Genomic DNA, 13,170 nt, shown 5'->3' with positions numbered 1-13,170 from the left:
GCCGCTGTCCACTACTGAAACCTGCATCTGTAAATTGCCCACCATCTCTTCCATAATGCGCCTGTTTGTGGCGTTCTTTTCTACAATGAGCACAGGGACGTCTTTCAACTCTTCAGGCGCAAGGAGCAATAATTCCTGCTTTGTTTTCTTCTGCACATCAAAACATGCGGTGAAATAAAATGTGCTGCCTTTTCCCTCTGTACTTTCTAACCAGACTTTGCCAGACATCATCTCGGTTAATTGTTTTGAAATCGCCAATCCTAAACCGGTGCCGCCATAATTACGGGTAGTACTGCTATCAGCTTGTCTGAATGAATCAAAAATAATGCCTTGTTTATCTTTGGGAATTCCTATGCCGGTGTCCTTAACAGAAAATTGCAGACAAATGTTTTCTGCCAGTGATTCCAGGGAAACTTGGTTTGATTCGACCAGTTCAAATTGTAGTAAAACTTCACCGTGATCTGTAAATTTAATGGCATTGCCACACAAGTTGACAATGATTTGTCGCAGCCGGCCCGGATCTCCAATCAATGTATCAGGGACTTCAGCAGAGATGCTAAACGCAAACTCTAGTCCCTTCTTTTGAGCGCGTATAGCAAGGGTTTTGACAGTCTCACCAACACAATCCCGTAAACTAAAGTTTATGAATTCAAGGTTCAGTTTATCCGATTCGATCTTGGAAATATCGAGTATGTCATTAATGATTGATAAGAGTGAATTCGCTGATAATTTTACAATATCTAAATATTCGCGTTGTTCTGAATTAAGCTCAGTGTCCAGAACCAGCTCAGTCATGCCAATGATACCGTTCATCGGCGTTCGGATTTCATGGCTCATATTGGAAAGGAATTCACTTTTCGCCGCATTAGCCACCTCAGCCTTGACAGCCATTTTTTTTGCCCAGGTAGTTGTAGTAATCAGGTATTCATTGGTTTGATGAAGCTCCTCATTCATTTTTTCAAGCTTCTCATTTACCTCTTTCAATTTTTCTTCAGCAAGTTTACGTTCAGTGATATCCCTTACATTTGCGAGTGCAAAATCATTATTCAATTTTGTAAAACGGACATGTACAGGGAACTTGCTCCCGTCCTTTTTCTTATTGGTACCATAGACTTCAATAACTTCACCGACAGAAGTGGAGTCGTATAACTTTCTGACCCGTTCTTTCAATGGGGGTTCTACTTCAATATCAAAGATGCTCATATTAAGGAATTCTTCATTTGTATATCCATAGAAATCACAAGCGCGCTGATTAACCTTCGTGAATTTGAAATTGTCTAAACGGCTTTCAAAAACAAAATCAGGTGAATTATTGAGAAGGATTTGATATTTGTTTTCTTCTATATTTTTTGCCATATCAAGTTTGTTATTAAGTATAGGTGAATTCTATTTGCTTTTTTATTGCTCTATTGATTTTAGTCTAGTTGGAGCTTCATTAGTCATTAAATGGATTGGATTTCTCCTATTTTTGTAGCTACAACAAGTTATTCTATAGTTTTCCATATATCATACTAAATTATAATGTTTTACCTTGGCTCACAAGGAATATGGTTATCACAAGATAGTTATTGATTTTAGTCAGGAGACATTTCCGGTATAATGATAAATTGATATTACATATTGAAAAGTCCAAAATCAATGATTTTCTTGACTTTTGTTTGGATATTTGGGTGGATAGATAATTTTTCACTGGATCGAGTGCGAACAGATATAATTATACTAATGGAAAATAAAAAAAGGTGAGAACATCGAAATTCTCACCTCTTGGTGTCTATATAGTGATTATAATTGGACACAATTGGTAAGAATACAGCAAAATTGGTATAAATCGACGATTACAAAAAAGGGAGTGTAAGTTATTAATTTAGTTGAGATTTAACTTGTGAGCCTGGCAGGAATCGAACCTGCGACAAACGGCTTAAAAGGCCGCTGCTCTACCAACTGAGCTACAGGCCCAACCAAATGTATTCCAAAAATGAAGTATGAATATATATTCAAAAATCCTGCTTTTCAAGCTTGAAAAAAACTTTTAGTACCCTGGACAAATAAATAGTACAATAATTACTCAACCGTCAACGAATCACCATTAGCCATTCATTAATATTGTTTGGCTTCGTTCACTCCCCACAGATATCAACTTTACAGGCACGCCTGAAAGTTCGGAAATCCTGCCAATATATTTTTTCGCATTTTGGGGGAGTTCATCATAATTTCGGATTGTTGAGGTATCTTTTTGCCAGCCGGGAACAGTTTCGTATATCGGCTCGCATTCTTGCATGACAGTCATATCAGTAAAATGTCCGTCGATTTCTTTGCCATTCAAATGATATGATGTACAGATTTTTAAAGAGTCCAGCGAATCGAGTACATCCAGTTTGGTAATCGCCAATTCACTCAACCCATTTATTCTGGCAGAAAACCTGGCAAGAACTCCATCGAACCAGCCACATCGCCGAGGTCGCCCGGTTGTCGCGCCAAATTCCTGCCCCATTTCCCTAATCCGTTCACTAAACTGATCATCAAATTCAGTCGGGAAAGGCCCCTCACCTACCCTGGTGGAATAGGCTTTCATAACGCCGGTCACTTTGTCGATTTGAGTTGGGCCGATTCCAATACCTACACAAGCACTGCCAGCAATTGGATTGGAAGAAGTAACATAAGGGTACGTGCCAAAATCAACATCTAACAATGTTCCTTGGGCGCCTTCCAAAAGGATTACACGATTATTTAAAATATCTTGATGAATTAAGACAGATGTATCTGCAATATATTCTTTTAATTGTCTGCCGTATTGAATGAATTCCTCCAAAATGGATTCCAATTTTTGAGAATCTTCATCCAAATGCTCGGTCTTGGCTTGCAAATTCAACGAGATTTTATGACGCAGACAATCGGGATGCAAAAGATCCAGCATACGAATCCCGATTCGATCTACCTTATCTGTGTATGCAGGTCCTATACCTCTGCCTGTAGTCCCAATAAAACGGCTTGGATCACTTTCTTTATTTTGATCTAAAACCATGTGATATGGGAAAATCACATGTGCATACCCGCTGACAAAAAGGCGATCCTTAACTGAAATATTTTTAGATTCAACAAACTCAATCTCTTGAAGAAGGTTTGCCGGATCGACAACAACACCGTTGCCAATATAACAAGTAACATTTGGATGCAGGATACCTGATGGAAGCAGGTGTAAAATAAATTGTTCGCCATTCACTATTACAGTGTGTCCGGCGTTCGCGCCACCTTGATATCTTGCAACGACGTCACAATCGGCGCTGAGTAAGTCCACAATTTTTCCTTTACCTTCGTCCCCCCACTGGCCGCCAACAACAATATTAATCGACATGAAGTTCTATTTAAAATATGATTAGAAGAAGCTTTGTTTGGCCGATTCGATGGAATCAAACATTTGGAAGACTTGATCTAATTTCATCATACGAAGTACGTCGGACACTTTTTCAGACGGAGCTGCAAGGTGTAAATCCCCACCTTGGCTGCGAGCCGCAGTAAGAGATCCGATTAAAATCCCTACTCCTGAACTGTTAATCAATGATACACCAGACATATCCAATATAAATTTTTCATGACCTAATTCGAGTTCTTCATGAATCATTTGATGAACCTGGTTTGCATCTACCCCGGAAAGAATATTTCCACCAATTTTAATGATTACCGCTTGACCATCAAAATCTTTAGTGATATTCATACCACTCTCCGAATAATTAGCGCTTTATTCTTGTAATGGGTGTGCCGGCGCGTTTTGTTTTTCGTTCTTCCCATTCCACTAGAATTGGGCTTGCAACAAATATGGATGAATAGGTTCCAATAATAATCCCTATCAGCAACGCGAATGCAAAATTATGAATTACATCACCACCATAGATGAAAAGGACAAATACAACGATAAATGTTGTAAGAGAAGTCACAATGGTTCTGCTTAAAGTCTCGTTAATACTGCGATTGACAATATTCACATAAAGCTCTCGCCTTAACACTTTCAAGTTCTCGCGAATGCGATCAAAAACCACGATCGTATCATTCAAGGAGTACCCTACGATTGTGAGAAATGCAGCGACAACCGGAAGTGTTATTTCATAATCCAGTAATACAAAAACGCCAAGTGTAATGAATACATCATGAAACAATGGGATAATAGCACCAACAGCAAATCTTAATTCGAACCGCCAACTTACATAAATCAAGATGAAAAGCATCGACAACAAAATTGAATAAATTGCTCCTCTACGTAATTCGCCTCCAATTTTTGGTCCTACTGTATCAATGCTTCTTCTATTTACATTTTCTTCACCAAATTGCTGCTTTAGGTGGGTTAGTATCTCTTCGCCTGAATTCCCTTCGGCAGAGCTTAGAACCCGGATAATGAATTCTTCAACATTTTCGCCTTTTGAATTTTGCATGGACGATTTTTTTATTTCCGCATTTCCATATCCAATCTCAGCAATTGAACTCCTAACAGCATCTACATCTACTATTTCTTCAAATTGGACACGAATTGAAATACCACCAATAAAATCAACACCATAATTTGGACCGCCGCGAAAAAGTAAACTACCCAGTCCGAGTATGATTAAAGCAGAAGAAATGATATAACCGATTTTTCGGTTTCCGATGAAATTCAGGTTCGTATTAGTAAAAAGCTGCATCGAGGTCTCGTACTCCTTTGGTTAAATGCTTAACGTTTTAAAACTAAACTTTGAAGTAAGAAAATCGAATATAACCCGTGTTACGATTAGAGAAGTAAATAAACTGACTAATATTCCGATTGAAAGTGTAAGGGCAAACCCCCGGATGGGTCCTGTTCCAAACTGGTAAAGGACTGCAGCTGAAATCAGGGTAGTAACATTCGCATCCAGAATTGCCGATAGGGCTTTGGCGTAACCGGTATCAATCGCTGCACGCACAGTTTTCCCGGATCTTAATTCTTCACGCACTCTTTCGAAGATGAGTACATTTGAATCAACAGCCATACCAATCGTCAGGATGATCCCCGCTACACCGGGCAGGGTTAATGTGGCATGGAAATAGGCAAGAATAGCAAAAATCACAACCAGATTCATTAACAATGCTATATTTGCTACAATACCGCTTAATTTGTAATAAATCAACATGAATATGACAACTAAAACGAATCCTACGATTGCCGATGTCGTGCCTTTTCGAATTGAATCTTCACCCAAGGAAGCGGTTACTGTTCGTTCTTCTATAATTTGTACGGGAGCAGGAAGAGCACCGGCACGTAATACGATGGCAATTTCTTGTGCTTCTTTCATCTCATCAATGCCTTCAATAACACCGCTTCCCCGTATTTTCGATCGTATGACCGGCGCTGAATAAACATTATCATCTAAAACAATAGCCATTCTTTTATTGATATTTGCACCAGTCAGCCTGGCAAAAATACGTGCACCTTCGGAATTCATTTCGAATTGAACTACAGCCTGCCCGGCATTCTGGAAACTTTGACCTCCGCCAATTTGTACGTTGGCATCCGTGAGGTATTTTCCGGTAAGACCCGGTTCTTTCTTCACTAAATATAATTGCCAAAAACTATCTTCCTGGTATTTAATCGGCTTATCGGACCAGAGAAATTTCGCATCGGCTGGGATTACTTTTTGAACTTCCGGTAGGGATAGAATTTTTTCTACCGCAAAGCGATTTGCTTCCGGTACTGCAACCTCACCACCCTGGCCACGCAAATCCCGGAGCAATGCTAAAAAGGGATTTTTACCAAAGAATTCTTCATTGACATTTAGAGTGCTGGTATCGTTGGCAGCAGTTGCCAAATCGCTTTGAATATTGACTGTTCCGAATAAATCTTCCGCCCGAATCACTCTGCTGCTTGCCGAATCCTGGTCAGTAGATGCCAGATCGGTTGAGTCCGGTGTAGAAGTAATAGAAGTATTAGAAGTAGAATCGGATCTATTCTTCTTAACCGTATTATCAATTTCTCGTAATACATTAGTTGCTATATCGCTGTCAAGCAACATCGTAAATTCAAGCTGGGCGGTTTTACCGATCAATTGTTTTGCTCGTTCAATTTCCTGAATTCCCGGAAGCTCAACTATAATTCTCCGGTCTCCCCGCTTCTGAAAATTGGGCTCAGAAACTCCAAACTGGTCAATACGGTTGCGCAAAATCTGTAGAGTTCTATCAATTGCATCGTCGGCTTCTATATTTAGATCCGTAATTATTTTAGCGTCATCATCCAGGCGAGTAAAAAAATATCGGTTAAGTGGTATGTTTCGATCGGCAAATTCATCTTTAAGAACTTGAAAAAAATCAAGGGTCAGATCTTTACGTATCTCTTCCTTGCAAACCTGGAGGATTTGTTCGAATTGCTCGTCTTTCCTGACGGCTAAATTTTCAATAAGTTTTGCAAAATCAACTTCAAGAAGCAGGTAAATGCCTCCCTGTAAGTCCAGCCCTCTTTTGATGGCTCTTGCTTCCAGATCGTTATACTTCCCCTCCAGCTTTAGCTGCTCAATTTCTTCCGCAGTCAGCGTTTGCATCTTATAGGTTGGGTACAAATTCCATACTGACCAAATCAATAATGCAAAAATTATAATAGTCTTGACAAGATTTTTACGCTGCATTCAAATCCTCCATATTGGCCTTCACGACTTCTACAGGACAAACTTTTTTACTCATCCAGATTGTTTCAACTTCTTTATACGTTTTTATTAACTGGTTGATTGTTAACAAATTGTTAAAAATTACAAAGCGTAAATATAGAGATTTTGTGATGACTAATCAAGCAATATTTAGTTATTCGTGAAGGCTTGATTTTTTACTATTTAGGGTGAGTTTACATGGAACTATGAAGGTTTAATTGTAGCTTATCCTGGCTTAGGTAAAGGCTATCAACGATTTAACGATGAACCCATTGATCCATATATTTGGCTTTCTGAATTCTGCTTAAACTCCTTGATCCCTTTAAAAATGGTCTCAGCAATTTTTTGTCGATAGCTCTTTTTTCTCAAATTACTTCTGTCGCGATTATTAGTAATATACCCAACCTCTACATAAATTTTTGGCATTAATGTACCAACCAATACTTGAAAAGGTCCCTGTTTTACTCCTCGATTTTTCGTTCCCAAATCTTTTTTTACAAAACTTTGAACCCTTGCTGCTATATTTTGACTTTCAACTTCAAACGAATTTCTTGCTATAGCCAGTAAAATCGAATTTTCATTGCTAAGGTCCGAATATGGTGCCCAGGAATCTCCATACTTAATCACAGAGTTCTCTTTTTCGGCCAATAATTTATCTTCTTTTGTTCTGGCAGTCCCGAGAACATAAGTCTCCATTCCATATGCTCTTCGGTGTGGAAAAGAATTGACATGTATACTAATAAACAGCTTACCTTTATTATTATTTGCAAAGGAAGACCTTAGCCGGAGATCAACAAACTTGTCTTTGTCTCGTGTTAGTAACACCTCAACACCGAGTTTATCCACCAGAAGTTTTTTTAATCTTTTTGCAATATCCAGAACAATATTTTTCTCGTATAATTTCCCGGGGCCAATCGTTCCCGGGTCCTTTCCGCCATGGCCCGGGTCGATGATAATTTTATCGATTAGCCATTTTTTTCTTTCCGACACCAAATCGACTAAGATATCTTCCGGCAATTCTTCGGATGTCCGAATTGACAGAAGTATTTCATTCTCGGAGCTCGAAATGGAAACATCATTCCTTTCAATCTTTTTTCGTAATTTAAACGATAATTGGGCAGATTCAGAAAATTGTACAGGGATCATCTTTCGTAGCAGCTTATTCGATCCTAATAAAGACAGCCTGGTAGTATCTACAATACCCCCGACAATATCAAGGTAAAGCCAACCTCCGATCAATCGAACCGCAAGCTCGGAAGATTGGAAATGCTTAAATGTTGCGATCCGGATCAAGTATCCATTGATTTTTTCCTCAGTAATAATCGAATGGACATTGGTGCCTTCCTTGACCATTAAAATAATTGATTTATCCTTTTGGTAGGAAATAGGCACTGGTGAGATATCTTTAATCAGATCAAAGAAATACTTAACAGGCACCCAGATGCCATCCTCGTCAAACTCGGTACTGATTGGCATTTGGTAAATCTTATCATCGATCATTACATATGGATTGAGAGCAGTTACTTTGATCTTATGATTTCCAAGGTATATTACGATCTTCTTTGCTAAATCATTGTAGTAAGTCCTCGCTTTCACTAATCTGGAAAATGCGCCAACCTCAATAAAATCCAGGCCATATATCTTTATTGCGGGAACAACAATATCCCTTTGTTCAGAACCATAAACGGTCAACTGAATTTTTTCTTGGCCTGATAATTCACCTGTTCTGAACAGTATTGAAACGAAGAGTATGATCCACAGGAAAATTATCGTTGTGGGATAATGTAAATTCTTTGTATCCAGGATATCGAACCTATTTTATTCAGAGTCTGATTTTTTGGAGAGGTTGTCGCTTGCTCGTTTCAATATATTCTTTTCGGCCTGCGAAAGTTTATCATAACCGATTTCATTGATTTTATCTAATATTTCATCCACTTGCTTTTCGAAGGATGGGCTCTGTTCACTTCGATGCACCTTCATATTCGAACCAGGGGTTGGTTTGCTCTTTTTAAAGAACCGTCTCACGGTCGATTCAATTCGCCAATCCGCTTTAAAGTAGAAATAGCCGATTACCAAACCTCCTAAATGAGCAAAATGGGCAACCCCATCACTGGGGCCGAAAAGATTGGTAAGTGCGGAATAAACCGAAAATAACGTAATGATTATTACTAAATGTTTGGCTTTCATGGAAACAGGTAGAATAAAAAAGAGTAAGAACGTGATAACACGTTCGGGAAACAGCAAGGCGAAGGCTAGCAAAACGCCATAGATTGCACCGGACGCCCCGATTATAGTAATTTCACTTCCAATATTGAAAAGAAAAGCTATAACCCCGGCTCCTATCCCGGTTATAAAGTAATATTTTAAAAATTCCCGCGTTCCAAGGGTTCTTTCCACTTCACTGCCAAACATCCACAAGATAAACATGTTAAAAATTATGTGAAGTGGTCCACCATGTAGAAACAGATAGGTGCCGAATTGCCAGATCATAAAATTGTCGATAACCTGTGTCGGTCTTAGTCCGAAAATGGCATTCAACCCTATGAAAGGAAGCTGTTGCAGTAAAAACACACCACCATTGGAAATTAAAAGCCATTTAACCGCCGGCGTCATCCGCGCGCTTAAACCTAATTGATATGATTCGTAAGGGTATCTCATTAAAACCTATAAAATTACTTATCTTAAATCGGCAGAATTTGATGAAATCTTTGGGTTACTTTTCGTATACAATTAATTAATATTACTGAGGTACTATTTTCACTCTACTCGTGCCTACTTTTAAGTTTAATTCACAAAATTGTTTCAAAATTATTAGATTAAAATTGCTAAAGGATAAGAAATTTTACAAGTATATTCAACTTGAAATTAGGGAAGCTATCCGAATCGATTTTTGAGCTTAAGGATGTTTAAGGAGAATAATGAGAATGTATTTTTATTTGATGTTTTTACTTTTTGAATATCTTCGACATATTGTTACTCCTTTTAACCTTTCCTTTGTAAAGGCTGTTGAAAAAAATATTAGACTTGTATTATTATGGGTTCTTTATGGATAGCCCAAAAAGCTAACTGATGTCATCCCGTCGCGTGACGGGATCTTGTTAAAAAACAGGAATTTCTTACTGCTTATTACTTAAACTATATTACAAAAATTATGAATTAATTTAGCAGTGGGTTGATTCTTGTTAATTGAGATTTGGAATTTATTTGTTATTTGATTTTTTCTCCGCTTCAGCAAAAAGAAAGTTTTCTGCAAACCGTATGAACTTAGAGCTTTTGAGTCTTAGAGGCTGAATAGTTACTTTTCATCAAAGATTCAAAAACTTGTTTGGATATTTGAATATCCTGAACAGCTACACCGGTAAGGTCTGCGATGGTAAGCTGGTTGTCATCTATTCTCCCAAGCTGTGGATTGGAAATAATCTTGCCTAGTTCAATGATATTTCCACTATCCAACAAGCCCGCTTTCAGGGCATGAGATATTTCACCTCTTTCACGACATTGCGGGATGCTGTCAGCAACAATTAGATCTGCTTTTTGGAGAATTTTTGGGTCTAACTCAATTTTATCTGGGGTATCCGAACCCATTGCGGTGACATGCGTTCCTGGTTTGATTTGATCGAATTGCACTAATGGAGATTTTGCCGAAGTCGTTGTGACGATGAAATTACAGGTTGAAGTTACTTCTTCTATGGCTTGAGTCGATTGAATTGAAAACCCAAAAGGCTCCATGTCAGTTTTATATCGATCTAACCTGTCCTGTTTCCTGCCCCAAACAATCACATCTCTGCAATCGATTACCGGTTTTAAATACTCGAGCTGCATCCGACCTTGAATTCCAGTGCCAAGGATACCGATACGATGAACTGATTTTGGCGCTAAATATTTGGCCACAATTTTGCCGGCAACTGCAGTCCGAACATTAGTGAGAAAACCTTCATCTTGAAGAATACAAGCGAGTTCTCCGGTTGCTTGTTTAAACACCAGCATCAAACCATTGCTGGAAGACAGGTCCAGTTTTATATTCTCAGGAAATCCCGATGCGATCTTGATTACATAATATTCATCGCCCTTAATATAACCGTATTTAATGTGAACATCTCCAGGCGGATTTTCGAAGATCAATTCACCCACCGGCGGAACGACAACATTTCCATTTGAATAAGCTACAAATCCATCCTCGATTGCTGTTGTTACATCAATTTCAAGTAGTACTTTTTTGATTTCATTTAAGGTAAAGATTTGAGTCATGTTTTTTCCTATGTATGTATTTTTTTAGATTGGTTTTAAATAGATGGTAACTGAGTTGAACGCAGTGGTCTTAATTGAACCCACGAAATCCTAATTTCGAATAACTAGACAAATTCTAATTACTAAATTCCAATAAATCAAATGAATTAACCAAATTGTAGGTTTTTAATATTTAGGGCATTATAATTTAGGGTTTGTTTAGAAATTCGTGCTTAGTATTTCTGATTTAATTTTCTATTAGCTTCTCTAGTTTATTACTCGAGCGTTGTAAACCTGCGGTTAAATTCTCTGCACCACATTTCAGTTACCAGCACAACATCCTCAATAAACACTGAAATTTCAAGATCATGATTGTAATACCAGGGCTCGACAGTGAAAACCATCCCAGGAGAAAGAGGAGCATCTAAAAGGCATGGGTCTCCAACATCCAGACCGATTTGATGTCCGAAAAAACTGCCGGTCTGCCCTGCAGGATAATGTCTGGCAGATTCGGGTTGAAGCGGCTGATGCATTGGGAAATATCGAGGACCGGCGTGCCGTGAGTCCATTGATCAAAATGCTTAAAGATGAAAACAAATATGTGAGAAAAGAGGCTGCCGAGGCTTTGGGGGAGATTAACAGGTAAGGTAAAGTATTGGAAGATTCATAGCAATTATTTTGACCGCAGAGGAAGCGGAGATGGTGAGAAGTTTACTAAGACGCTGACTTTTCTTCTTTAATTTTGCCTTAGTGGACAAATATTAATGTTTTGGTCAAACTCCACACTCAAAATTCAAGAAGTTTAATTTAATTGTTCTCACGATTCTTTAACCAACGTTTTAACGATTTTTGACTTTCTCCCGATTTACGGCCCGCCACAATACCCGAGAGACTTAAATCCTCATCCAGATCCGGCCAATGAATAATCGAACCTTCATCAATTAACTCAAAATTATTCCGTTCTTCGTTCGAACCATGCCACAAACGGGGATACCAGAGAAGGGGTACAATTATGGTTCGACCGTCGAATAGATCAACAGAAAGAGAGTCGTCACTAATTTTGATTGACTTAGCTTTAGGTTCTTCTATCTCAGTCTCTAAAGAATTCATACCATCTTTCCAAAATAAAATTTTTGTTGTCCCTTACCAATTTTACTACGAGCTGCAAAGTAAATAACTGTGAAAAACACGTAAACTTGACTCAATATCAAAAGATGTTTAAGGCGTGTGTTGCACGATTTTCGAGCTATTCATTTGCAATATTAACAACACTTTTATAAGCAAAGGTTAATCGGCCTCAAAAGATATGTGACTGAATTTTTGTTTCGAAGCCAATAGTTTGAGAATCGTTTCCCAACGGCTCACTTTGCTAATTCTGAGCCGTTCACCGACAATAACAACCTGTTTAACTGGATGGTTAGAACTTACAGTTTTTTTGGGGTTCACATGTTTCTACCTAAAAATCTTCTTAGCTTAGGACTGCATCCAAAATAAAAAGGGCTAATTTGTAATGGATTATCAGGAAAAGCATCTCTACCGATAGCTGTTCCAAATAATTTAGTCTCAATTAAAACCGTAAAATCCACATCAGCCGTATGAATATGATTTTTTACAAATTCTAAGTCCGGTACGTGTCTAACCAAATCATGTCTAATTAAAGCTTCAAAGAAAGTTGGAAGTAGGGAAATAATTTGATGCAGCCCACACAATGACCTTATAGTTATATTCATAGTCGTAAGACTAGGTTTTTCAATTCGATTATGTTTCATTTTATTATATGAATACCACCAATCTATTTTTTGATATGTGTTGTTTCTAGCTTCAATCCAACCTCGAAAAGGCGTTAAATATTGTAATGGATAGGTAAACAAAATTGTTTTTTGATTACTCAAATTTAATCGATTTTCATAATGAGGCACAAAGTCATTTATTTTTTGTTTATCTTTTGGTTTAGTTGAAATCGTTGATTCTTCTCTAAATATTGAATCGATAAGACTTCCAGCTTCGACTAGAATACTCGCCAATAATGGTAAAACACTATCCTTATTATCCTTATTATCATTATTAAAAGGGATAAATTCGAGAAATTTAGAAAATCTTGATTCAAAGTCTAAGTACCAGCCAATTACTAATTCGGAATTATTTTGCTCCATCGTATAAAATCTTTTTAGTTATGACGATCTACAACAGCGTTCGCTTCGCGTTGCCATTTTGAAATTCAAGTTTAATTTTGAAGCCCTCTACAAAACGCATCAATACCAAGTAAACGAATGAATTCTTGATTCTCGTCATTCGGATTAAGGAT

General features: G+C 37.9%; 12 protein-coding genes and 1 tRNA gene. 1 reads left to right on the top strand and 12 read right to left on the bottom strand.

Annotated features, from left to right (window positions below; translation table 11 throughout):
• The 10 genes from IIC38_17045 to IIC38_17000 form a co-directional block, all read right to left on the bottom strand.
• Positions 1 to 1,356 (bottom strand): PAS domain S-box protein (locus tag IIC38_17045; GenBank protein ID MCH8127640.1); only part of this gene is annotated, 1,356 nt, incomplete at its 3' end.
• Positions 1,357 to 1,883: 527 nt separating this feature from the next.
• Positions 1,884 to 1,956 (bottom strand) — tRNA-Lys (locus IIC38_17040).
• Positions 1,957 to 2,086: 130 nt separating this feature from the next.
• On the bottom strand, positions 2,087 to 3,352 hold the full coding sequence (locus IIC38_17035) for an adenylosuccinate synthase (protein ID MCH8127639.1): 1,266 nt from the start codon (positions 3,350 to 3,352) through the stop codon (positions 2,087 to 2,089).
• A gap of 21 nt (positions 3,353 to 3,373) precedes the next feature.
• Positions 3,374 to 3,712, bottom strand: a complete 339-nt coding sequence (locus tag IIC38_17030) for an STAS domain-containing protein (protein MCH8127638.1) — start codon at positions 3,710 to 3,712, stop codon at positions 3,374 to 3,376.
• A 16-nt stretch (positions 3,713 to 3,728) separates the two neighbouring features.
• On the bottom strand, positions 3,729 to 4,670 hold the full coding sequence (gene secF, locus IIC38_17025) for a protein translocase subunit SecF (protein MCH8127637.1): 942 nt from the start codon (positions 4,668 to 4,670) through the stop codon (positions 3,729 to 3,731).
• A 21-nt stretch (positions 4,671 to 4,691) separates the two neighbouring features.
• Positions 4,692 to 6,620 (bottom strand): protein translocase subunit SecD, encoded by a 1,929-nt coding sequence (gene secD, locus IIC38_17020; GenBank protein MCH8127636.1) that lies wholly within the window; start codon positions 6,618 to 6,620, stop codon positions 4,692 to 4,694.
• A gap of 267 nt (positions 6,621 to 6,887) precedes the next feature.
• Positions 6,888 to 8,330, bottom strand: coding sequence for an N-acetylmuramoyl-L-alanine amidase (locus IIC38_17015; GenBank protein MCH8127635.1), 1,443 nt, complete (start codon positions 8,328 to 8,330; stop codon positions 6,888 to 6,890).
• A 126-nt stretch (positions 8,331 to 8,456) separates the two neighbouring features.
• Positions 8,457 to 9,296, bottom strand: coding sequence for a rhomboid family intramembrane serine protease (locus IIC38_17010; protein MCH8127634.1), 840 nt, complete (start codon positions 9,294 to 9,296; stop codon positions 8,457 to 8,459).
• A 606-nt stretch (positions 9,297 to 9,902) separates the two neighbouring features.
• Positions 9,903 to 10,886: an ornithine cyclodeaminase family protein gene (locus tag IIC38_17005; GenBank protein MCH8127633.1), complete on the bottom strand. Its 984-nt coding sequence runs from the start codon at positions 10,884 to 10,886 to the stop codon at positions 9,903 to 9,905.
• Between the two features lie 254 nt (positions 10,887 to 11,140).
• Positions 11,141 to 11,398 (bottom strand): aminopeptidase P family protein, encoded by a 258-nt coding sequence (locus tag IIC38_17000; protein MCH8127632.1) that lies wholly within the window; start codon positions 11,396 to 11,398, stop codon positions 11,141 to 11,143.
• On the opposite strand from IIC38_17000, the gene IIC38_16995 reads away from it, so the two are divergent.
• Positions 11,299 to 11,511, top strand: coding sequence for a HEAT repeat domain-containing protein (locus tag IIC38_16995; protein ID MCH8127631.1), 213 nt, complete (start codon positions 11,299 to 11,301; stop codon positions 11,509 to 11,511). The two genes, IIC38_17000 and IIC38_16995, sit on opposite strands and share 100 nt — an antisense overlap.
• Before the next feature lie 161 nt (positions 11,512 to 11,672).
• On the opposite strand, the gene IIC38_16990 is transcribed toward IIC38_16995, so the two are convergent.
• Together IIC38_16990 and IIC38_16985 are read right to left on the bottom strand one after the other, a co-directional pair.
• Positions 11,673 to 11,975 (bottom strand): DUF2442 domain-containing protein, encoded by a 303-nt coding sequence (locus IIC38_16990; GenBank protein MCH8127630.1) that lies wholly within the window; start codon positions 11,973 to 11,975, stop codon positions 11,673 to 11,675.
• Between the two features lie 332 nt (positions 11,976 to 12,307).
• Positions 12,308 to 13,018, bottom strand: coding sequence for a hypothetical protein (locus tag IIC38_16985; GenBank protein ID MCH8127629.1), 711 nt, complete (start codon positions 13,016 to 13,018; stop codon positions 12,308 to 12,310).
• Between the last annotated feature and the right edge of the window lie 152 nt (positions 13,019 to 13,170).

The organism is candidate division KSB1 bacterium (assembly GCA_022566355.1).
GTDB lineage: Bacteria > Zhuqueibacterota > JdFR-76 > JdFR-76 > DREG01 > JADFJB01.
The sequence above is the reverse complement of the archived record's forward strand: the minus strand, read 5'-3'. Positions and strand labels throughout refer to the sequence as shown.